Source organism: Micromonospora sp. LZ37 (assembly GCF_059359015.1).
This window is the reverse complement of record NZ_JCADBL010000001.1, coordinates 146,174-167,554: the sequence shown is the minus strand read 5'-3', so window position 1 is coordinate 167,554 and position 21,381 is coordinate 146,174. Positions and strand designations below refer to the sequence as shown.

At 72.7% G+C, this 21,381-nt stretch carries 16 protein-coding genes; 12 read left to right on the top strand and 4 right to left on the bottom strand.

Features of this window, described 5'->3' with window-relative positions; genetic code table 11:
- Window positions 1-29 precede the first annotated feature (29 nt).
- Window positions 30-344 (top strand): hypothetical protein, encoded by a 315-nt coding sequence (locus tag AC5L3Z_RS00730; RefSeq protein WP_334533111.1) that lies wholly within the window; start codon window positions 30-32, stop codon window positions 342-344.
- A gap of 60 nt (window positions 345-404) precedes the next feature.
- Window positions 405-1,130 (top strand): methyltransferase domain-containing protein, encoded by a 726-nt coding sequence (locus tag AC5L3Z_RS00725; protein ID WP_494838748.1) that lies wholly within the window; start codon window positions 405-407, stop codon window positions 1,128-1,130.
- Between the two features lie 19 nt (window positions 1,131-1,149).
- On the opposite strand, the gene AC5L3Z_RS00720 is transcribed toward AC5L3Z_RS00725, so the two are convergent.
- Window positions 1,150-2,163, bottom strand: coding sequence for a LacI family DNA-binding transcriptional regulator (locus tag AC5L3Z_RS00720; RefSeq protein WP_494838746.1), 1,014 nt, complete (start codon window positions 2,161-2,163; stop codon window positions 1,150-1,152).
- Between the two features lie 141 nt (window positions 2,164-2,304).
- On the opposite strand from AC5L3Z_RS00720, the gene arfA reads away from it, so the two are divergent.
- Genes arfA through AC5L3Z_RS00695 form a run of 5 tightly spaced genes read left to right on the top strand, consistent with a single transcriptional unit; the run spans window position 2,305 to window position 8,000 of the window.
- Window positions 2,305-3,816: an arabinosylfuranosidase ArfA gene (arfA, locus tag AC5L3Z_RS00715; RefSeq protein WP_494838744.1), complete on the top strand. Its 1,512-nt coding sequence runs from the start codon at window positions 2,305-2,307 to the stop codon at window positions 3,814-3,816.
- A 42-nt stretch (window positions 3,817-3,858) separates the two neighbouring features.
- Window positions 3,859-5,187, top strand: a complete 1,329-nt coding sequence (locus AC5L3Z_RS00710) for an ABC transporter substrate-binding protein (protein WP_334533101.1) — start codon at window positions 3,859-3,861, stop codon at window positions 5,185-5,187.
- 14 nt (window positions 5,188-5,201) lie between these two features.
- Complete coding sequence (locus tag AC5L3Z_RS00705) at window positions 5,202-6,155, top strand: carbohydrate ABC transporter permease (protein WP_334533147.1); 954 nt, start codon at window positions 5,202-5,204, stop codon at window positions 6,153-6,155.
- A gap of 10 nt (window positions 6,156-6,165) precedes the next feature.
- Complete coding sequence (locus AC5L3Z_RS00700) at window positions 6,166-6,990, top strand: carbohydrate ABC transporter permease (protein WP_334533098.1); 825 nt, start codon at window positions 6,166-6,168, stop codon at window positions 6,988-6,990.
- Window positions 6,987-8,000, top strand: coding sequence for a glycoside hydrolase family 43 protein (locus tag AC5L3Z_RS00695; RefSeq protein ID WP_494838742.1), 1,014 nt, complete (start codon window positions 6,987-6,989; stop codon window positions 7,998-8,000). Before AC5L3Z_RS00700 ends, AC5L3Z_RS00695 begins: the two co-directional genes overlap by 4 nt.
- A 65-nt stretch (window positions 8,001-8,065) precedes the next feature.
- On the opposite strand, the gene AC5L3Z_RS00690 is transcribed toward AC5L3Z_RS00695, so the two are convergent.
- Entirely contained in the window at window positions 8,066-9,562 is a 1,497-nt protein-coding gene (locus tag AC5L3Z_RS00690; protein WP_494838741.1) for an amino acid permease, read from the bottom strand.
- A 318-nt stretch (window positions 9,563-9,880) separates the two neighbouring features.
- Between AC5L3Z_RS00690 and AC5L3Z_RS00685 the strand changes: the two genes are divergently transcribed.
- Both AC5L3Z_RS00685 and AC5L3Z_RS00680 read left to right on the top strand, forming a co-directional pair.
- A complete protein-coding gene (locus AC5L3Z_RS00685) occupies window positions 9,881-11,539 on the top strand; it encodes a glycoside hydrolase family 10-like protein (protein WP_494838740.1) in 1,659 nt (552 codons plus the stop codon).
- A 172-nt stretch (window positions 11,540-11,711) separates the two neighbouring features.
- Window positions 11,712-12,251, top strand: a complete 540-nt coding sequence (locus tag AC5L3Z_RS00680; protein ID WP_494838739.1) for a phospholipase — start codon at window positions 11,712-11,714, stop codon at window positions 12,249-12,251.
- 45 nt (window positions 12,252-12,296) lie between these two features.
- Here the strand turns inward: AC5L3Z_RS00680 and AC5L3Z_RS00675 are convergent, their stop codons facing one another.
- Both AC5L3Z_RS00675 and AC5L3Z_RS00670 read right to left on the bottom strand, forming a co-directional pair.
- Window positions 12,297-15,140 carry an ATP-binding protein gene (locus tag AC5L3Z_RS00675; RefSeq protein WP_494838738.1) on the bottom strand — a complete coding sequence of 948 codons (2,844 nt, stop codon included), beginning with the start codon at window positions 15,138-15,140 and terminating at the stop codon, window positions 12,297-12,299.
- A 139-nt stretch (window positions 15,141-15,279) separates the two neighbouring features.
- Window positions 15,280-15,501 carry an FmdB family zinc ribbon protein gene (locus AC5L3Z_RS00670; RefSeq protein WP_334533080.1) on the bottom strand — a complete coding sequence of 74 codons (222 nt, stop codon included), beginning with the start codon at window positions 15,499-15,501 and terminating at the stop codon, window positions 15,280-15,282.
- Between the two features lie 56 nt (window positions 15,502-15,557).
- Here AC5L3Z_RS00670 and AC5L3Z_RS00665 point away from each other — a divergent pair, with 56 nt between their 5' ends.
- The 3 genes from AC5L3Z_RS00665 (at window position 15,558) to AC5L3Z_RS00655 (ending at window position 21,335) form a co-directional block, all read left to right on the top strand.
- Window positions 15,558-16,880 (top strand): lytic transglycosylase domain-containing protein, encoded by a 1,323-nt coding sequence (locus AC5L3Z_RS00665; protein ID WP_494838737.1) that lies wholly within the window; start codon window positions 15,558-15,560, stop codon window positions 16,878-16,880.
- Between the two features lie 72 nt (window positions 16,881-16,952).
- Window positions 16,953-17,969 carry a GNAT family N-acetyltransferase gene (locus AC5L3Z_RS00660; protein ID WP_494838736.1) on the top strand — a complete coding sequence of 339 codons (1,017 nt, stop codon included), beginning with the start codon at window positions 16,953-16,955 and terminating at the stop codon, window positions 17,967-17,969.
- 93 nt (window positions 17,970-18,062) lie between these two features.
- Window positions 18,063-21,335, top strand: a complete 3,273-nt coding sequence (locus AC5L3Z_RS00655; protein WP_494838735.1) for a lamin tail domain-containing protein — start codon at window positions 18,063-18,065, stop codon at window positions 21,333-21,335.
- Window positions 21,336-21,381 lie beyond the last annotated feature (46 nt).

Here is a 21,381-nt window from a genome sequence, read left to right as displayed (position 1 = left end):
CCGGGCGCGCGCGGGGTGAGAATGACCTCATGCTCAAGTGGGAGTACGCGCTGCTGGTCCGGCGCCGCCAGGCGGCCACCACCGACGTCGGCTGGGAGGTCGTCTTCATCTGGTACGGCCCGGACGGCTCGATGATCGACGTGACGCCGTACGGCGACACCGCGCTGGCCCACCTCAACCGGGCCGGCGACCAGGGCTGGGAGCTGGTCGCGATGAGCGAGGACCCCTCCCTGCCCGGCAACAACGAGCTGCACCGCTACCACCTGAAGCGGCCGAAGGCCGCGACGCCGCGCCAGCGGGTCCGGGGCGCCGGCCGGACCGCCCGGCGGACCATCTCCGGCTGAACCGTCCGGTGGCGAGGCATACCGGGCGGCGCTGCGGGTAACGGCCGGCGGGAGGTGGCCATGGTCGCGCTGGCGCAGACACCGCCCTCGGCCGACCGGCTGCGGGCGATCGACGGGTTCCTCGCCGAGTCCTGGGCCGACCAGGCCCGGCACGACGAGCGGCTGCGGGACCTCGCCGTGGAGGTCCGGTTCGACCGGGGCGTCGCCCACCTGACCGGCGAGGTGGCCGAGCCGGACGAGCTGCGGCTGGTCCGGGCGCTGGTGGGCCGGCTGGCCGGCGTGTACGGGGTCTGGGACCGGGTGCGCGTCGACGGGCGCGACCCGGTGGTGGTGGACCTGGGCTGCGGCGGCCAGAAGCAGTACCCGACGAACCTGGGCCTGGACATCTTCCCGGCGCCCGGGGTGGACGCGGTGGCGGACCTCTCCGGTTCGCTGCCGCTGGCGACCGACTCGGTCGACGCGCTCTTCGCGGTGCACATCCTGGAGCACCTGATCGACTTCCTGCCGCTGGTGGACGAGTGCCACCGGGTGCTCCGGCCGGGCGGTGTGCTGCACGTGATGAGCCCCTGGTGGGGGCATGTCAACGCGGTCGCCGACCCGACCCACGTACGCCTGCTGGACGTGCAGACGGTCAAGGGCATCTGCGGTCAGCGCCCACCGGGCACCCCGCGCTGGTATCCGCTGCACGCCGGCTGCGACGGCGCCTCGATCTTCGCCGACCTCACCCCGCTCGCCCCGGGCGCCGAGGGGCCGACCCCCACCCAGCTGGCCCGCTTCTTCGACTGACCGCGCCCGCCGGGGGTGGTCAGGTGGTGGTGGACCGGGTGGATTCGCGCGGGGTCAGTTGGTAGGGGACCTGGAGTTCGCGTGGGGGCGCGGCGCGGTCGCCGTTGAGGCGGCCGGCCAGGAGTTCGACCGCCAGGCGGGCGATCCGCTCCTTGTCGGGGGCGATGGTGCTGAGGGTGGGGATGGAGAAGCGGCCGTCCTCGATGTCGTCGAAGCCGGCCACCGCGACGTCCTCGGGCACCCGCAGGCCGGCCTCGTGCAGGGCGCGCAGCGCGCCGAGGGCCAGCGTGTCGTTGAAGCAGAAGACGGCGTCGGGGCGGGCCCCGCTGTCGAGCAGTTGCCGCATGGCGGCGGCGCCGTCGGCCCGGTGCCAGGCCGGCGCGGGAGCGACCAGCCGGTCGTCGTACGTGATGCCGGCGTCGGCGAGCCCGGCGGCGTAGCCCTCCAGCCGGAGCCGGGCGCTGGCCCCCTCCGGGGTGCGCTGCGACCCGATGGCGGCGATCCGGCGGCGGCCCAGACCGGCGAGGTGGCCGGTGATCTCCCGGGCGGCGGCCACGTTGTCGATCACCACGTGGTCGGCCGGGCCGTGGTCGACCCGCTCGCCGAGCAGCACCATCGGCATCCCGTCCAGGTTGGCGAGGTCGTCGGCGGTGAGCGCCAGCGGGCTGAAGATCAACCCGTCGATCATGTGGTCGGCGATGCCGGAGGCGGCCACCCGCTCCTGCTCGGGGCCGCCGCCGGTCTGGTCGATCAGCACCGTCCAGCCGTGCTCGGCGGCGGCGGCGACCACGTGCCGGGCCAGCTCCGCGAAGTACGGTATGTCCAGTTCGGGAACCGCCAGGGCGATCACCCCGGTCCGCCCCTTGCGCAGGTTGCGGGCGGAGAGGTTGGGCCGGTAGTTGAGTTCGGCGATCGCCTCCTCGACCCGGGCCCGGGTGTCCGGTCTCACGTGCAGGTAGCCGTTGACCACGTTCGAAACGGTCTTGACCGACACTCCGGCCCGTTCGGCCACGTCCTTGAGCCTGTGTCGCACGATCTCGTCCCTCCTGCGGGTAACCGCCTCGGACTCTATCGTGTAACGAACCCTTTACAACGTTGCTTACAACGTTGTAGAAACCGTAGGGACGGAGTGACTCCTGGTCACCCGGCACAGTGAACGGAAAGGTGGCACCCCTTGCGCAGTGCTCAGCTGACGATCGACCCGGCCTTCGCGATCGGACCCGCCGACCGGCGGCTCTTCGGCTCGTTCGTCGAGCACATGGGGCGCTGCGTCTACGGCGGGGTCTACGAGCCCGGTCACCCCACCGCCGACTCGCGCGGCCTGCGCGGCGACGTGCTCGACCTGACCCGCGAGCTGGGCGTCTCGGTGGTCCGCTACCCGGGCGGCAACTTCGTCTCCGGCTACCGCTGGGAGGACGGCATCGGCCCGGTCGGCGACCGGCCGCGCCGGCTCGACCTGGCCTGGAAGACCATCGAGACCAACGCCTTCGGGCTGGACGAGTTCATGACCTGGGCCGCCGAGGCCGGCGTCGAGCCGATGATGGCGGTCAACCTCGGCACCCGCGGCGTCCAGGAGGCGCTGGACCTGCTCGAGTACTCGAACCACCCGGGCGGCACCCAGCTCTCCGACCTGCGCCGCAAGCACGGCGCGGAGAACCCGTACGGGGTCCGGCTCTGGTGCCTGGGCAACGAGATGGACGGCCCGTGGCAGGTCGGCCACAAGACCGCCGACGAGTACGGCCGGCTCGCCGCCGAGGCCGCCCGGGCGATGAAGATGATCGACCCCTCGATCAGCCTGATCGCCTGCGGCAGCTCCAACCGGCGCATGCCCACCTTCGCCTCCTGGGAGGCGACTGTGCTGGAGCACACCTACGAGCACGTCGACTACATCTCCGCGCACACCTACTACGACCCGTCCGACGGTGACCGGGCCAGCATCCTCGCCTCGGCCGTGGACATGGACAACTTCATCACCGAGGTGGTCGCCACCGCCGACCACGTGGCGGCGAAGCAGCGGCACAAGCGCAAGCTCAAGATCTCCTTCGACGAGTGGAACGTCTGGTACGAGTCCCGCCTCCAGGCCGACCTGGACCGGCGCGGCTGGGTCGAGGCGCCGGCGCTGATCGAGGACGACTTCACCGCCGTCGACGCGGTGGTGGTCGGCGACCTGCTGATCACGCTGCTCCGGCACGCCGACCGGGTGGGCGTCGCCTGCCAGGCGCAGCTGGCCAACGTGATCGCCCCGATCCGGACCCGCAACGGCGGCCCGGCCTGGCGGCAGAGCATTTTCCACCCGTTCGCGCTGACCGCCCGGTACGCCCGCGGCACCGTGCTGCGCACCGAGCCCATCTCGCCCGACTACGAGACGAAGAAGTACGGCGCCGTCCCGGTGCTGGACACCGTCGCGGTGCACGACGAGGAGACCGGCGAGCTGACCGTCTTCGCGGTCAACCGGGGCTCCGACGACCTCCCCCTGGACCTCGACCTGCGTGGCCTGCCGGGCCTGCGCGGAGTCGAGCACCTGAGCCTCGCCGCCGGCGACGACCCGGAGGCGATGAACACCGAGGCGGAGCCCGACCGGGTGACGCCGCGGGAACTGCCCACCCCCACCCCCGACGGCGGTCGGTGCTCCGTGCGCCTGCCGGCGGTCTCCTGGAACGTCCTGCGCTTCGCGCCCCGGCTCTGACCAGGTAATACTTAATTCCGTCCCCCCCAAGGAGAGAACCGCATGATGCAGAACGAAATGAGCCGGCGGCGCCTGCTCGGGCTCGGCGTCGGCCTCGGCGCGGCCGCCTCGCTGACCCTCGCCGGCTGCGGTGGCGGCAGTGCCAGCAAGTCCACCGCCTCCGGCAACGGCGGCAAGGACTACACCGGCCCCAAGGTCTCGCTGAACCTGTGGAACGGGTTCACCGGCGGCGACGGGGACATCTTCAAGAAGCTGGTCGAGCAGTTCAACTCCGAGCACCAGAACATCGCGATCGCGGTGAACACGTACCGGTGGGAGGACTACTACAGCAAGCTCCCCGGTGCGGTCTCCAGCGGCTCCGGCCCGGACATCGCGGTCATGCACATGGACCAGCTGGCCACCTTCGCCGCCCGCGGTGTGATCACCGAGCTGGACGACGTGTCGAAGGCGTTGGAGCTCAGCGAGGGCGACTTCGCCCCCACCGTCTGGAAGGGCGGGCTCTACAACAACAAGCGGTACGGCATCCCGCTGGACATGCACCCGCTCGGCTTCTACTACAACAAGGCCGTCATGCAGAAGGCCGGCCTGGACCCGAACAAGCCGCCGACCACCCGCGACGAGTACACCGCGGCGCTGACGGAGCTGAAGAAGTCCGGCATCCAGGGCTTCTGGATCAGCCCCTTCCAGTTCACCGGCGGCATGACCTTCTACTCGCTGCTGCACCAGTGGGGCGGCACCCTCTTCGACGCCGAGGTGGCCAAGGCGACCTTCAACTCGGAGCAGGCCGTCGAGGCGTGCACCTGGCTGGTCGACCTGATCAAGCAGGGCCACTCCCCGGCGAACGTCGGCCAGGACGCCGACTACCTGGCGCTCAAGAGCGGCAAGAACGCCTTCAACTGGAACGGCATCTGGCAGATCAACGACATCGCCAAGGACCCGAACGCGCAGATCGGGGTCGCCCCGCTGCCGCAGATCGGCACCCAGCAGGCCGCCTGGGCGAATTCGCACAACTTCACCATCGTCAAGCAGCGCAGCGCCGACAACAACAAGATCTCCGGCGCGAAGGTCTTCATCAACTGGCTCAGCGAGCACTCGCTGGACTGGGCCAAGGGCGGCCAGGTGCCGGCCCGCAAGGAGGTCCGCGAGGGCGCCGACTTCAAGGCGCTGCCGCAGATCTCCTCGCTCGCGCCGGAGCTGGACTACGCGGCGTTCCCGCCGGCCTCCCCGGGGCTCGGTGAGGTGATGACCACCTTCTACAACTCGTTCAACGAGGCGGCGCTGGGCAAGAAGTCCCCGAAGCAGGCCCTGGACGACGGTGTCGCCAAGGCCAACAAGCAGCTCGAGGACAACCGCAAGAAGTACGGGAGCTGAGTCCCTTGGCGGACGTGATCGAGGTCGGGGCGGCGCGCAAGGACGCGCCGCCCCCGGCGGTCGGGAAGACCCGCCGGGGCGTGTCGAACCGGGGCAACCGCGCGACCCCTTACCTCTTCCTCGCGCCGTACCTGCTCCTGTTCCTCACCTTCGGCCTGCTGCCGATCCTCTTCGGTGTCTGGCTGAGCGTGCACCAGTGGGACCTGCAACTGCCGTACCGGCCCTTCGTCGGGCTGGACAACTACAAGGACCTGTTCGACAGCGAGTCGGCGATCTACGGCGACTGGTGGTCGAGCGTCCGGGCCACCGCGATCTTCACGGTCTTCTCGGTGCCGCTGCTGGTGGTCATCCCGCTGGGGCTGGCCCTGCTGCTGAACAAGTCGTTCCCCGGCCGGACGTTCTTCCGGGCGATCTACTTCGCCCCGTACGTCCTCGGGGTGGCGGTGATCGGTCTGCTCTGGCGATTCCTGCTGGACGCGAACCTGGGCCTGGTCAACCGGCTGCTCGGCCTGGTCGGGCTGCCGGCGGACACCCCGTGGGTGACCGACGTCCCCTGGGCGTGGGTGTCGCTGGTCGGGGTGACCGTGTGGTGGACCTCCGGGTTCAACGCGGTGATCTACCTGGCCGGCCTCCAGGACATCTCGCCGGAGCTGTACGAGGCGGCGAGGATGGACGGCGCCAACGGCTGGGAACGGTTCCGCAACGTCACCCTGCCGGGGCTGCGCCCGGTCATGCTCTTCGTGCTGACCACCACGATCCTCGCCTCGGCGAACGTCTTCGGTCAGTCCTTCCTGATCACCCAGGGCGCGCCGGGCCAGCAGACCCGGACCGTGGTGTGGCGGATCGTCGACGAGGGGCTGCGGGACAACGACGCCGGCCGGGCCGCCGCGATGAGCATCGTCTTCGCGCTGGCGCTCACGGTGATCAGCCTGATCAACTTCCGGTTCTTCCGGTACCGGGAAGACTGAGGGGCCGACCATGACGACTCTCCGCCGCTCCGCGCGCTACGCGGTCCTGGTGCTGCTGGCCCTGATCTTCCTGACCCCGCTGGTCTGGATGGTCATCACCTCGATCAAGACCTACGGCGACGCACAGAAGATCCCGCCCAGCTTCGTGCCGAACCCGTTCTCCACGTACGGCTACGAGCAGATCCTCAGCAACGCCTCCAACCCGGTGCTGCGCTGGTTCTTCAACAGCATGCTCGCCGCCACCCTGCACTCGCTGCTGGTGCTGGTGACCGCCTCGATGGCCGCGTACGCGCTGGCCCGGCTGCGCTTCCGCGGCCGGGGCGTGGGCTTCGCGTTGATCGTGGGCACCCTGTTCATCCCGCCCACCTCGCTGATCATCCCGAACTTCGTGATCGCCGACCGGCTGGGCTGGCTCGACACCCTGACCGTGGTGATCGTGCCGGGCGCGGCGAGCGCGTTCGGGGTGTTCTTCCTGCGGCAGTTCTTCATCTCCATCCCCCCGGAGCTGGAGGAGGCCGCGGTGCTGGACGGCGCGAACCACTGGCAGATCTTCACCCGGGTGCTGCTGCCGCTGTCGAAGCCCGCCCTGGCCACCCTGGCGGTGCTGTCGTTCCTGACCAACTGGAACGACTTCCTCTGGCCGATCTACGTGCTGTTCAGCCCCGAGCGGCTCACCCTGCCGCCCGGCCTGGGTCTGCTCCAGGGCGCCTACGTCAGCGACTACCCGGTGATCATGGCCGGGGCGGTGCTGGCCAGCGTGCCGGTGCTGATCCTGTTCGTGCTGGCACAGCGGCACATCATCCAGGGCGTGTCGCGCAGCGGCCTCAAGGGATGAGGCCGGTGTCCCGGCGACGTGGTGCGGCGGCGGTTCTCGCCGCCGCACTGCTCGTCGCCGGGTGCGGCGACGAGCCGACCCCTTCGAGTACGCGGAGCGACCCGACCATGTTCACCAACCCGGTGGTACGCGCCGACGCCCCCGACCCGCACGTGATCCGGGCCGGGGACGCCTGGTGGCTCTTCCACACCAACAGCGGCGGGCGCAACGTGCCGGTGCTGCGCTCGGCCGACCTGGTCGACTGGAGCGAGGCGGGCGACGCCCTGCCCGAGCTGCCCGACTGGGCCGACGCCGGCAAGACCTGGGCGCCGGAGGCGATCGAGCTGGCCCCGGACCGGTTCCTGCTCTACTACACGGTCGCCGGCCGGGAGTCCGGCCGGCAGTGCGTCGGGCGGGCGGTGGCGAGCAGCCCGCAGGGGCCGTACCGGGACGATTCCACCGGGCCGCTGATCTGTCAGGCGGAGCTGGGCGGGGCGATCGACGCGAGCCCCTTCCGGGACGCCGACGGCAGCCTGTGGCTGCTCTGGAAGAACGACGGCAACGCGATCGGGGTGGACACCTGGCTCTGGTCCCAGCGCCTCTCCGACGACGGGCTGAGCCTGGTCGGCGAGCCGACGAAGCTGCTCAAGCAGACCGAGCCGTGGGAGGGCACCCTGATCGAGGGGCCGTTCTTCCACCGGCAGGACGGGAAGCTGTACCTCTTCTTCGCCGCCAACGCCTACGACAAGGCCGACTACGCCGAGGGGTACGCGGTCTGCGAGAGCCCGACCGGTCCCTGCGTGAAGGCCGCGGAGAACCCGATCCTCAGGACCAACGAGGTCGCCTCCGGCCCCGGCCACGCCTCGATGGTGGTCAAGGACGGCCGGACCTGGCTGGTGTACCACGCCTGGCCACCCGGCCAGGAGGGCACCACCGACCCGGGCCGTCAGGTCTGGCTGGACGAGGTCACCTGGACCGACGGCAGGCCGACCGTGAAGGGGCCCACCGCCGGCCCGCAGCCGCGCCCCTGAGCTGTACGTGAAACGGGCCCCCGGTCATCGCCGAGCGATGACCGGGGGCCTGTTCGTACGAGCGGTCAGCTGCCGGCGGCCGGCTGCCGGGGTTCGGGGGCGACGCCCTGCCCGCGGGCGGCGAGCCGGTTGCGGCGGTAGCCGTAGCCGAGGTAGATGACCGCGCCGAGCGCCATCCAGATGAGGAACCGGATCCAGGTCTCCACCGACAGGTTGAGCATCAGGTAGAAGCAGGCCAGCGCGGAGACGATCGGCAGCACCGGGGAGAACGGCACCGTGAACGGCCGGTCCAGGTCGGGGCGCCGGCGGCGCAGGATCGGCACCGCGACCGAGACGATGACGAAGGCGCAGAGCGCGCCGATGCTGACCAGGTCGGCCAGCGCCGACAGCGGCAGGAAGCCGGCGAGCAGCGCCACCGCCACGGTCATCACGGCGGAGATCCGGTACGGGGTGCCCCAGCGCGGGTGCACCTTGGCGATCGAGGGCGGGATCAGGCCGTCCCGGGAGATGGCGAAGCCGATCCGGCCCATGGCCACCAGGTCGACCAGGATGACGCTGGTCAGGCCGGCGACGGCGGCGATGGAGACGAGCGCCCCGGCCCAGCCGGCGCCGACCGCGTTGAAGGCGGAGGCGATCGGGGCGCCCCGGTCGATCTCGGTGTACGGCACCATGCCGACCACGACCAGCGAGACCCCGATGTACAGCACGGTGGAGATCAGCAGGGTGCCGAGCAGGCCCAGGGTGAGGTCGCGCCGGGGTCGGCGGGCCTCCTCCCCCAGGTTGGCCACCGCCTCGAAACCGGTGTAGGCGAAGAAGACCACCGCGGCGGCGCTGAGCACCCCGACGAAGCCGAAGACCGACGGCTCCAGCCCGAACAGCGCCTGGGTGACGGGCTGCTTGATGCCGTCGTCGCCGCCACCGGCGGGCTCCGACGGCGGGATGAACGGGGTGAGGTTGGCGGCCTTCACGAAGAACAGACCGGCGACCACGATGAAGACGCAGATGGCGACCTTGACCAGCACCAGCAGGTTGGTCACCCGCGCGGACTCGCGGACGCCGACGATCGCCACGATGCCGAGCAGCAGCACGATGCCGATCGCGCCGACGTTGACGATGCTGCCCTCCTCGCCGAACCAGGCGGTGGGCAGCCCGAGGAGTTCGGCGAGGTAGCCGGACCAGCCACGGGCCACCACCGCCGCACCGAGCGCGAACTCCAGCAGCAGGTCCCAGCCGATGATCCAGGCGACGACCTCGCCCATGGTGGCGTACGCGTAGGTGTAGGCGCTGCCGGCGGCCGGCACGCTGGAGGCCAGCTCGGCGTAGCAGAGCGCGGCGAGCAGGGCGACCACGCCGGCGATGGCGAACGAGATCACCACGCCGGGTCCGGCGCTGTCGCGCGCCTCGATGCCGGTGAGCGTGAAGATGCCGGTGCCGATCACGATGCCGATGCCGAAGCCGGTGAGGTCGCGGGCGCCGAGGCGGCGCCGGAGCCCCGGTGTGCCGTCGCTGCCGTCGGCCTCGCTCTGCGCTATGACGTCCTTGATCGGTTTGGTACGCAGCATGGACAACCCGAGCACTCCTCCCCACCGTGCGACCACCCTGGTGGCGGCCGGTGACCGGCGATGCTACCCAGCACAGACCCTCGCCAATCACGACTTCTCACCCCAACCCGGCATCGACTCGCCGTGTGCATCTGGTCACTCTCCGCCGCGCGGGCCGCGCCGCTGGACCTGCCCGGGCTCCGGTATCCGGACATCCGGGTCAGACCCTTGCGCTGAGCCCGTACGGTGTGAAAATTTTCTACCAGCGGCACATAGCCGGCGGCGAATCTTGCCGATGGCGGCCGCCACCCACGGGAGCCCGACGAAGGGACACACCGCATGAAGGCAACTCGGCTCGGGGCCGCCGGGCTGGCCGTGGCGCTGCTCGGCGCGCTCGTCGCCGGCACGCCCGCGAGCGCCGCACCCGACGCGACCGCCGACACCTCCACCACCACCTGCACCACCGACCCGGCCACCCCGAAGCGCCAGTTCCGGGCGATGTGGATCTCCTCGGTGGTCAACATCGACTGGCCGAGCAAGGCGTCCCAGACCGCCCCCGACCGGGTGGCCGCGCAGCAGGCCGAGTACCGCGGCTGGCTCGACCTCGCCCAGAAGCTGAACCACAACGCGGTCGTGGTGCAGGTCCGCCCGACCGCCGACGCCTTCTGGCCGTCGCCGCACGAGCCCTGGTCGGAGTTCCTGACCGGGGTGCGGGGGCAGGACCCGGGCTGGGACCCGCTGGCCTTCCTGGTCGACGAGTCGCACAAGCGGAACCTGGAGTTCCACGCCTGGTTCAACCCGTACCGGATCTCCATGCCGGCCCCCGGCGGGGCCGGCGCGGACCTGACGAAGCTCGCGCCGGACCACCCGGCCCGCGCCCACCCGGACTGGACCTTCGCCTACCCGCCGGCCGGCGTCGCCGGCAGCCGGCTCTACTACAACCCCGGCATCCCGGCGGTCCGCGAGTTCGTCCAGACCGCGATGATGGACGCGGTCAACCGGTACGACGTCGACGGCGTGCACTTCGACGACTACTTCTACCCGTACCCGAGCGGCACCCACCAGGTGCCGGACGACGCCACCTTCGCCGAGTTCAACCGCGGCTTCACCGACCGGGCCGACTGGCGACGGGACAACATCAACCTGCTGATCCAGGAGATGAGCGGCCGGATCAAGGCAGCCAAGCCGTGGGTGAAGTTCGGGGTCAGCCCGTTCGGCATCTGGCGGAACGCCTCCGTCGACCCGCTGGGCTCGGACACCACCGGCAGCCAGTCGTACGACATCATCTCGGCCGACACCCGCAAGTGGATCAAGCAGGAGTGGATCGACTACGTGGTGCCGCAGCTCTACTGGTACATCGGCCAGTACCCGGCCGCCGACTACGCGCGGCTGGTGCCGTGGTGGGCCGAGCAGGTGCGCGGCACCCGGGTGCAGCTCTACATCGGCCAGGCCGACTACAAGAGCGGTGACCCGGCGTACGGGCCGTACTGGCAGAACCCGCGCGAACTCTCCGACCACCTGACGCTCAACCGGTCGTACCCGGAGGTGCTCGGCAACGTGCACTTCTCCGCGGTGCAGGTGAAGGCGAACCGGCTCGGGGCCACCGACATCTACGCCGCCGAGCACTACTCCCGGCCGGCGCTGGTCCCGGCCATGCCGCACCTGCCGGCGAAGCCGCTGCTCCCCCCGGTGGTCACCGGCGCGCAGCGGACCGCCGACGGGGTACGCCTGACCTGGCGGCAGCCGGCCGACGGCGAGGGCCCGTTCGGGCACGCCACCTCGTACGCGGTCTACCGCTTCGACGGGCTGGACGTCGCCGACCGGTGCGACCTCGCCGACGCCGGCCACCTGGTCGCCACCGTGCGGGGTTCCGCCGGGGACGTCCAGTCCTGGGTGGACGACACGGCCGTGCCCGGCCGGCGGTACACGTACCAGCTGACCGCGCTGGACCGGCTGGCCAACGAGAGCCCGGTCAGCCCGCCGCGCTTCGTGCACTGACGTCGGGCGGATGCCCCGGACGCCTCCCGCGTCCGGGGCATTCGTCTGTTTCAACGTATGTCACCAATAGTTCACGATGACTGCCGCTCGGCGTTCGGGGCTTGATCGACACTGATCGACATCCGGTGACCCGCCGGTAACCCACCGCCCGCACACCACCGCGGAGGTACCCGTGTCCAGACGCCTCGCCACCCTCCTCGCCGCCGGCACGATCGCACTGCTCACGCTGCTCGGCCTCGCCTCCCCCGCGTCCGCCGCCGTCAGCACCGAGCAGAAGCTCAGCGTCCTGTCGAGCTGGACCCAGACCAGCTCGACCAGCTACCACGCCTGGAACTCCGGCCGCCTCAACAAGGCCGCCTGGTCGGAGTACGCGTTCGACTGGTCGACCGACTACTGCTCGTCCAGCCCGGACAACCCGCTCGGCTTCTCCTTCAGCCTCTCCTGCTACCGGCACGACTTCGGCTACCGCAACTACAAGGCGATGGGCCAGTTCTCCGCCAACAAGTCCCGCCTGGACAGCGCCTTCTACGCCGACCTCAAGCGGGTCTGCGCCACCTACCACGTGGTGGTCCGCCCGGCCTGCTACAGCCTCGCCTGGACCTACTACGAGGCGGTCAGCATCTTCGGCTCCACCGCCGCCGTCCAGCAGTCCGACCTCGACCGCGCCGCCCGGATGAAGGCCGACGCCGAGCGCCGCGCCGCTCTGCGCTGAACGAAGGGCCCCCTGTCGACGCCGGAGGCGGGACAGGGGGCCCGGTCACCGCCCCGGCCCGGGTAGCCGGCTGGTGGCGCCGCGACCGAGGTCCGGGCCGCTCTGGCGCGGGGCGGTCGCGCCGGAGACGCCGAAGCGGACCGAGTCCGCCCCCAGATCCGGGTGCTCCACCCGCAGGGCCAGCGCCGCCGCCTCCTCCAGGCCCAGCTCGGCCCCCTCGCCGTACGCCGCGTCGAAGTCCGCGTCGCCCAGCACCCGGCGCAGCTCCGCCTGCTGCTCCAACCAGTACGTGCCGTAGATGCCGGGCGTGGCCCGCAACTGCGTCCGGGTCGCCTGGGCGGCGCCGAAGAGGCGGGCGGCGGTCGATGAGTCCCCGCCCGCCGCGCAGCGGACCGCCACCGCGTTCACCGTGTCGCAGGCCCGACCGTGGTAACCGTGGCTCATCCGCGACCGGAGCGCCACCAGCAGGTGCTCGTGCGCGGCGACGAGGTCGCCCCGGGCCAGCGCCACCATGCCGAGGAGCATGTCCACCGAGCGCCGGCCCCGCTCGATCGGCCGGGCCGCCTCCACCGGGCGGGCCGCCCCGAGCAGCTCCGCCGCCTCGTCCAACGCTCCCCGACGCCACAGCAGCTCGGCCAGGTTGTAGATGGCGAAGAGCGCGTCGCCGGCCACCCCCTGCTCGTGCGCCCAGTCGATGACCTCCCGGCAGACCCGTTCCGCCTCGGCGAACTGCCCCATGTCGATCAGCGGGGCGGCCCGGCCGGCGAGCACCCGGGCCAGCAGCCCGGCGTCGGCGGCCTGCCGGGCCGCCGCCTCCGCCCGCTGCGAGTAGCGCAACTCCTCTGCGAACTCGCCGTCCGCGCCGGCGTGCAGCGAATGCAGGTGGTACGCCGCCGCCAGCTCCGCCTCCGGGATCGCCTCGCCGGTCTCGGCGATCCGCCCGTACAGCCGGAACAGCCAGAGCCGCGCCTCGCGGGAGAGCCCACGCTCGCGCCACCACTGGTCCAGCCCACCGGCCAACCGCAGGCCCGCCCGGGCGCTCCCCCCGGTGGTGCACCAGCGCAGCGCGGCCCGCAGCTCCCCGGCCAGCGGGTCCAGTGCGTACAGCGACAGGGTGACCGGGCGCCCGTCCGGCCCGAGGTGGGCCGCCTCCAGCGCGTGCGCGGACCACGCCACGTGCCGGTCCCGGGCGGTCCGTTCCTCGCCCGCCTGGACCAGTCGCCGGGCCGCGTACGCCCGGATCGGGTCGAGCATCCGGTACGTGCTCCCCGAGGCGTGCGGCTCGGCCAGCACCATCGACTTGTCCACCAGCACCGACAGCGGGTCGAGCGGGTCGGCGTCGAGCAGCCACTCGACGGTGGGCAGGTCGACCGGGCCGGCGAAGACCGCCAGCCAGCGCAACAGCCGGGCGGCGCCCGGTCCGAGCGTCCGGTACGACCAGGTCACCGTCGCCTGCATGGTGAGGTGCCGCTCGGTGGCGGAACGCTGCACCGCCCGGTGCGCCGGGGAAGGCGGTGCGCCACCGGCCGCCGCGGCCACCAGGTCGACGGTGTCCTGCTGGTTGCCCGCCCAACCCCGCTCCACCGGCGGCTCCGGGTCGCCCCGCCCCGCGTCGAGCGTGCCGAGCACGTCGTCGAGACGGGCGGCGAGCTGCCCGGCGGAGAGCACCCGCAGCCGGGCCGCCGCCAGCTCGATGGCGAGCGGCAGGCCGTCCAGCCGCTGCACCACCCGGCGCAGGTCACCGGCCTCGGCCCAGTCCGGCGGCCGGCCGCCCCGGGCCGCCGCCATCCGGTCCAGCAGCAGCGCGACCGCGTCGCTCTCGCCCCGGCCGGGCTGCGGGTCGACCGAGAGCGGCGGGATCCGCCACACCACCTCGCCGGGCAGGTTGAGGGACTCGCGGCTGGTGGCCAGCACCGCCACCCCGCTCCCGCCGGCGAGCAGCCGCGCGGTCAGCTCGGCGCACGCCGCCGGCTGCGCGTCGCAGGTGTCCAGGACGATCAGCATCCGGCGCACCGCCGCGTACTCGACGAGGGTGTCCACCATCGGACGGCCCGGCTCGGGACGCAGCCCGAGCACCGCGGCGATCGCGAACGCCACCAGGCCCGGGTCGGTCACCGTGGCGATGTCGACGAACCAGACCCCGTCCGGGTACGCCTCGACCATCCCGGAGGCCAGCTCCACCGCCAGCCGGGTCTTGCCGGCGCCACCGGCGCCGAGCACGGTGACCAGCCGGTGCCGGCGCACCAGCAGGTCCAGCTCGGCCCGTTCGGTCTCCCGCCCGACGAAGGAGGTGACCTGGGTGGGCAGGTTGTGCGCCACCGCGTCGGCGGTACGCGGGCGCGGGAACTGCCGCTCCAGGCCCGGCGCGACGAGCTGGAAGAGCCGCTCCCGGTCGTCGAAGCCGCGCAGCCGGTGCAGCCCCAGGTCCAGCAGGGCGGCGCCGGCCGGGAGCGGGTCGGCGTGCCGGGCCGTCGACGCCGAACAGAGCACCTGTCCGCCGTGCGCGGCGGCGGCCACCCGGGCCGCCCGGTGCACCTCGGGGCTGGCGTACTCGCCGTCCCGCGGTTCGGCGTAGCCGGTGTGCAGCCCCATCCGCACCTTCGGCGCGGCGTCCGGGTGCGGCCAGTCGTGAGTGGACAGCGCGCGCTGGGCCGTCAGGCAAGCGGTCAGGGCCACCGCGGCGTCGGGGAAGGCGAGGAAGAACGAGTCCCCCTCGGTCAGCAGCTCCGCGCCGTCGGTGCCGGCGAGGGTGTCCCGGAGCAGCCGCCGGTGCTCCCACAGCACCGGGCGGTAGCCCGGCCCGAGCAGCTGGGCCAACCGGGTCGAACCCTCGATGTCGGTGAACACGAAGGTCACCCACCCGCTCGGGAGGTGGATCCGTGGCGACATGCGTGGAACCTCCGCCCCTGACGTCGGGTTCATGCTGCCCTATGGTCGAGTCGTCACGCATCGTGAGAACGGCCGGGCGACCTGGAACCCAAGGTGCCACTCCACCTGCGCACCGGCAAGGTCGATTCCCCCGGTGGGGTCAGCAGCAGCCGCCACCACCACAGCAGCCGCCGCCGGCCGGCGCCGGTGGCGCGCCGCCGACGGGGCCGCCGCCGCGGCCGGTGACCGCGACGGTGGAGAGGAGCTTGACGGTGTCGGCGTGGCCCTGGGGGCAGGACGCCGGCTCACCGGCCTGCGCCATCGGGCGGTTGACCTCGAAGGTGTCGCCGCAGGCGCGGCAACGGAACTCGTACCGGGGCATGCCGTCAGCGTACGGCCGGGCCTGACGCCCCGACGGACATGGGTGATACTCGTCAGGTGGCCAGCGGCGAGGACAGATCGACGGTACGCCCCCTGCGACCGGCGACGCCGCCCGACGGCCCGCTCGCCAGCTCCGGTGCCGCGCCCGAGGCCAATCCGCTGCCCCGCCCCCGCCGGGCGACCCGCGAGACGGCACCCCCGCCGTCGTCCGGTGACCAGACCGGGGCCGGGGCCAAAGAGACCGCCGAGACCGCCGACGCGGACCGGACCACCCCCACCACCGAGGCCGAAGAGGACACCCGCACCGGCGAGCCGGCGGGGGCCACGCCGACCACCGACGCGGACCGGGCCACCCGGGTCGAGGACAAACAGGACACCGGCACCGGCGAGCCGGCCCTGGCCGAGCAGACCGCCGCCGGGGGCTCGCCCGCCCCGGCCGGCCGGGCGGCGCGGCGGCGGGTGCCGTTCGCCCACGCCGTGCGGCTGCCGCCGCCCCGGCAGGCGGTCGCCGACGCGGCTCGTGCCACCCGGGCCTGGTCCCGGCGTCCCAGCGGGCGGCTGGCCCTGCCCGCGCTGTTCCTGGTCGCGCTGGTCGCGGCGACCGCGGCGGTCGGCGCCCTGGTGGTGCCGGCGGCCGTCCGGGCACCCCGCCCGGTCGCGGTGGACGCGACCGCCGGCACCGGCCTCGGGGCGCCCACGGCGGCCGGCGGCAGCGTGCTGCCGGCCACCACCGCCCTGCCGCTGCCGGCCACCCCGCTGCCGGGCACGGCGGCGCCGACCGGGCCGGTCGTCCCGCCCGCCACCGGCCGCCCCGCCGACGCGCTCGCCGAGTGGGCGCGGACCACCGGGGCCCGGATCGGCGTCTCGCCGGTGGCCATGCAGGCGTACGGCTACGCCGAGCTGGTGCTCGCCCAGACCAACCGCAGCTGCCAGCTGAGCTGGACCACCCTCGCCGCGATCGGGTACGTCGAGTCGCGGCACGGCCAGGCCGTCGGGGCCACGCTCAAGCCGGACGGCCGGGCGGAGCCGGAGATCATCGGCGATCCGCTCGACGGTCAGGGCGGCCGGATGCGGATCACCGACACCGACCGGGGGCTCTTCGACCGGGACACCGTCTACGACCGGGCCATCGGGCCGATGCAGTTCATCCCCACCACCTGGCAGGAGATCGGGGCGGACGCCGACAACGACGGCCGCAAGGACCCCCACGACCTGGACGACGCGGCGCTCGCCGCCGGGCGGTACCTCTGCAAGGGCGGCCGGAACATGACCATTCCGGGCGACTGGTGGGGCGCCATCCTCTCCTACAACGACGTGCGCCGGTACGCCCAGGACGTGTTCGACAAGGCCAACGGCTACGGTCGGGCCACCCACACGTGACGTGATCGTCCGCGTACATTGCCGGACCGGACACTTCCCCCGGGCAACCGTTGCCGGCAAGCTGTAGGGGTGATGGTGCGCGAGTGGGAACCCCGGACCGCGTCGTCCGACGAGATCGCGTCGCTGCTGGACACGCTGAACGCGGTCCTGGCGGCGGATCTTCCGCAGGACCCGCCCTGGCGGGAGAGCTCCCTGCGGGAATACCTCTCCGAGGTGATGCCGGGCGAACGACGGATCTCCTGGGTGGCCCAGGGCGACCCGGGCGCCGACGGCCGGCCCGGCCCCATCCTGGGGCACGTGCACGTGCTGCTCCTCGGCGACATCGGCGTGCTGGAGGTGCTGGTGCACCCCTCGGTGCGGCGCACCGGGCTGGGCCGTGACCTCGTCCTGCTGGCCGCCCGCCGGGTCTACCAGGAGGGCTTCCAGTCGATCGGGGTCGAGGTGGTCGGCGACACCCCGGCGGTCGCCTTCTACGAGTCGCTCGGCTTCGCCAAGGAGTACGTGGAGACCCGCAGCGTGCTCGACCTGGGCGCGGTGGACTGGCCGGCGCTGGCCGAGATGGCCACCGGCGTCGGCGCGGGCTACCACCTGGAGTTCTGCCCGGGCGGCCCGCCGGACGACCTGATCGAGGCGTACGCCCGGGCCAAGGCGGAGGTACGCGACGTCGACGACGGCGAGCTGCGGCCCAGCTCGTACGACCCGCAGCGGCTGCGGGACAGCCTCGACACGCTGCACCGGCGGGGCATGAAGCCGTACATCGTGCTGGCCCTGCACGAGCAGACCGGCGAGGTGGCCGGGCTGACCGAGGTGGTGGTGCCGGCCCAGCACCCCACCCGCGCCGACCAGTACGACACGATCGTGGCCCAGGACCACCGGGGCTACGGCATCGACCGGGCGATCAAGGCCCGGATGCTGCTGGAGCTGCGCTCGACCGAGCCGGAAGTGGCCGAGGTGCAGACCTGGAACGCCCAGGCCAACGAGGCGATGCTGAAGGTGAACGCCGAGCTGGGCTACCGCCCCGACCGGGACTGGTGCGAGTACAGCGTGGACGTGGCCGAGCTGGTGCACCGTCTCGACGCCGCGCGCTGACCGTCGTTCACCACCGCGCTGTCCGGAGGATGGACGGCGGCCAGCAGCGCGGCTTAACGTGCGTTAGTCACGTCCACCCATCGTGGAGGCCCTATGCGCCCGCGCCGCAGCTACGCCGCGCTCGCAACCGCCGCCGCCGTCACCATCCCGGTCATCGGCGTCGCACCCACCGCGGCCACCGCCGCGCCCACCGACCTGTTCATCTCCGAGTACGTCGAAGGCTCGTCGAACAACAAGGCGATCGAGCTGTACAACGGCACCGGTTCCCCGGTGGACCTGACCGCCGGCGGCTACCAGCTGCAGCTGCACTTCAACGGCTCCACCACGCCCACCAACGTGACCCTGAGCGGCACCGTCGCCGCCGGTGACGTCTTCGTGTTCGCCGCCGCCTCGGCCGCCCCCGTGGTGCTCGCCCAGGCCGACCAGACCACCGGCGCGAGCCTGTTCAACGGCGACGACGCCATCGTGCTCCGCCGGGGCACCACCGTGCTCGACTCGATCGGCCAGGTCGGCGTCGACCCGGGCACCGAGTGGGGCGCCGGGCTCACCGGCACCGCCGACAACACGCTGCGCCGGCTGCCCACGGTGACGTCCGGCGACACCGAGCCGTCGAACGCGTTCGACCCGGCGGCCACCTGGGCCGGCTTCGCCACCGACACCTTCGACGGGCTGGGCGCGCACACCGTCGACGACGGCGGCCCGGTCGACCAGCCCGCCGCGCTGAACTGCGGCGGCACGCTGACCCTGGAGGCGGGAGCCACCGCCACCCGCCAGGTCACCGCCACCGACGCGGACGACACGATCACCGACCTCGCCGTCACCGCGGTGAGCCCGACGCCGGCCACCGGCTCGATCAGCCGCACCGCCCTCACCCCGGCCACCGCGGCCGGCGGGACCGCCACCGCCACGGTCACCGCGACCGGCCTGCCCGGCGGGGCGTACGCGGTGACGCTGACCGCCACCGACGCCGAGGGCGGCACCGCCACCTGCACGCTCACCGTCCAGGTCACCACCGTGCTCTCGGTCGGTGAGGTGCAGGGCCCGACCCGGGACGGCGAGAACCCGCGGACCGACCGCTCCCCGCTCGCCCCGGCCAGCGGCAACGGCACCAGCTCCGCCCTGTACGACGTGCGCGGCGTCATCACCCAGAAGTCGCTCACCCGCACCTCGGCCGGGGCCAACCAGCACGGCTTCTACCTGCAGAGCCGTGCCGGCGCCGAGGACGGCGACCCGCTCAGCTCGGACGGCGTCTTCGTCTTCACCGGCTCGTTCACCACGCTGATCGGCGGCTACGCGCCGACCGTCGGCGACGAGGTGGTGCTGCGCGCCCGGGTGTCGGAGTACTTCAACCAGACCCAGCTCTCCAGCGCCTCGCTGGTCCGCAAGCTCGCCTCCGGACTGGACGTGGGCACCGACGTCGCGGTCCACGACGCGACCCCGCCGGCCGACGCGGGCGCCGCGGACCGGTTCTGGGAGCGGCACGAGGGCGCCCGGCTGCGGGTCCGCGCCGGCAGCGGCGTGACCGGCCCCCGGGACGTCTTCGGCTCCACCGCCGACTCCGAGGTCTGGGTGGTCGACCGGGAGGACCCGCTGATGACGCGGGCCGACCCGTACGCCCGTCGGGTGTTCCGGGACTCCCACCCGCTCGACGACGTGCCGGGGCAGCGCTTCGACAACGGCAACGGCCAGCGGATCCTGCTCGGCGGCGGCGGCGTGAAGGCGACCGCCGGCGATTCGACCGCGCTGCTCCCGCCGGCCCGTACCTTCGACACGCTCGCCGCCGACGCGTACGGGGCGGTCTCCTACGGCTTCAGCAAGTTCAGCGTGCAGCCGGAGGCGCTCTCCCTCACCGCCGGCGCCGACCCGTCGGCGAACCACCCGCCGAGCCCGGCGAACCGCTCCCGCGAGGCCGCCGTGGCGACCTACAACGTGGAGAACCTGTACGACCACCGGGACGACCCCTTCGACGGCTGCGACTTCACCGGCAACCCGGGCTGCACCGGCGTCACCCCACCGTTCGACTACGTGCCGGCCGACGAGGCGGAGTACCGGGAGCACCTCACCGAGCTCGCCGACCAGATCCGGAACGACCTGCACTCGCCGGACCTGATCCTGGTGCAGGAGACCGAGGACCAGGACATCTGCACGGTCTCCGGCACCGAGCTGGTGTGTGGTGACACCAACGACGCCGACGGCGCCCCGGACACTCTCCAGGACCTGGCGCTCGCCGTCGCCGCCGCCGGTGGCCCGGCGTACGCCGCCGCGTACGACCGGACCGGCGCGGACGCCCGCGGCATCACCTCGGCGTTCCTCTACCGCACCGACCGGCTCTCGCTGGCCGGGGCGACCGCCACCGACCCGCTGCTGGGCACCGCTCCGACCGTGGAGTACCGCGCGGCCGGGCTGCCGTCCAACGCGGACGTGCAGAACCCGAAGGCGCTCAACGCGCTGCTGCCGGCGGACACGGACACCTCGACCGGCCGGGACGGCACCAACGTCTTCACCCGCGCGCCCCAGCTGGGCAAGTTCGTGGTGCGGGCGACGCCGGACTCCGCGGAGTCCCACCTGCTGTACGCGCTGAGCAACCACTACTCGTCCGGCCCGGACACGAAGGTCGGGCAGCGGACCGAGCAGGCCCGGTACGGGGCGGCGATCGTCGCCGCGATCGAGAAGTCCGACCGGCACGCCCGGGTGGTCTACGGCGGGGACCTGAACGTCTTCCCCCGCCCGGACGATCCGGTCGCCACCGGTGCGAACCCGACCCCCTCGGACCAGCTCGCCCCGCTCTACGAGGCCGGCCTGCACAACCTCTGGGACGACCTGGTGGCCGACGTGCCCTCGGCGGCCTACTCGTACAGCTTCCAGGGCTCGGCGCAGACGCTGGACCACCTCTTCGTCAACGACGCGCTCCACGAGGACCTGGTCCAGGTGCGGGCCGCGCACGTCAACGCCGACTGGCCGGCCGACTTCACCGGTGACGGCTCGCGGGGCGCCAGCGACCACGACCCGCAGGTCGCGCGCTTCCGTACCCAGCCGTCGCTGCGGGTCGGCGACGCCTCGGTGGTGGAGGGCGACAAGGGTGACAGCACCCTGACGTTCACCGCGACGGTGTCGCGGCCGCTGTCGGTGCCGACGAGGATCTGCGCCGCCGCCGACGGCCTGACCGCCACGGCCGGGTCGGACTTCGACCCGTACCTGGGTTGCCGGGTGCTGCCCGCCGGGGAGACCTCGCTGGCTTTCCCGGTGACCGTCCGCGGTGACCGGAAGGTCGAGGCGGACGAGCGGATCGCGATCGCGGTCGCCGGCCCGCTGAGCCTGCGGCTGGCCGACCCGCTGGCGGTCGGGACCATCACCGACGACGACTGACCGTCCGACGTACGGGCGACGGCCCGCCGGCCCGGGTTCTCCCCGG

What these genes read in the sequence shown, in the direction of transcription:
- AC5L3Z_RS00730 (WP_334533111.1), top strand. Translation starts at nt 30, where the DNA reads ATGCTCAAGTGGGAGTACGCGCTGCTGGTCCGGCGCCGCCAGGCGGCC.
- AC5L3Z_RS00725 (WP_494838748.1), top strand. Translation starts at nt 405, where the DNA reads ATGGTCGCGCTGGCGCAGACACCGCCCTCGGCCGACCGGCTGCGGGCG.
- AC5L3Z_RS00710 (WP_334533101.1), top strand. Translation starts at nt 3,859, where the DNA reads ATGATGCAGAACGAAATGAGCCGGCGGCGCCTGCTCGGGCTCGGCGTC.
- AC5L3Z_RS00700 (WP_334533098.1), top strand. Translation starts at nt 6,166, where the DNA reads ATGACGACTCTCCGCCGCTCCGCGCGCTACGCGGTCCTGGTGCTGCTG.
- AC5L3Z_RS00695 (WP_494838742.1), top strand. Translation starts at nt 6,987, where the DNA reads ATGAGGCCGGTGTCCCGGCGACGTGGTGCGGCGGCGGTTCTCGCCGCC.
- AC5L3Z_RS00690 (WP_494838741.1), bottom strand. Translation starts at nt 9,562, where the DNA reads ATGCTGCGTACCAAACCGATCAAGGACGTCATAGCGCAGAGCGAGGCC.
- AC5L3Z_RS00685 (WP_494838740.1), top strand. Translation starts at nt 9,881, where the DNA reads ATGAAGGCAACTCGGCTCGGGGCCGCCGGGCTGGCCGTGGCGCTGCTC.
- AC5L3Z_RS00675 (WP_494838738.1), bottom strand. Translation starts at nt 15,140, where the DNA reads ATGTCGCCACGGATCCACCTCCCGAGCGGGTGGGTGACCTTCGTGTTC.
- AC5L3Z_RS00670 (WP_334533080.1), bottom strand. Translation starts at nt 15,501, where the DNA reads ATGCCCCGGTACGAGTTCCGTTGCCGCGCCTGCGGCGACACCTTCGAG.
- AC5L3Z_RS00660 (WP_494838736.1), top strand. Translation starts at nt 16,953, where the DNA reads ATGGTGCGCGAGTGGGAACCCCGGACCGCGTCGTCCGACGAGATCGCG.
- AC5L3Z_RS00655 (WP_494838735.1), top strand. Translation starts at nt 18,063, where the DNA reads ATGCGCCCGCGCCGCAGCTACGCCGCGCTCGCAACCGCCGCCGCCGTC.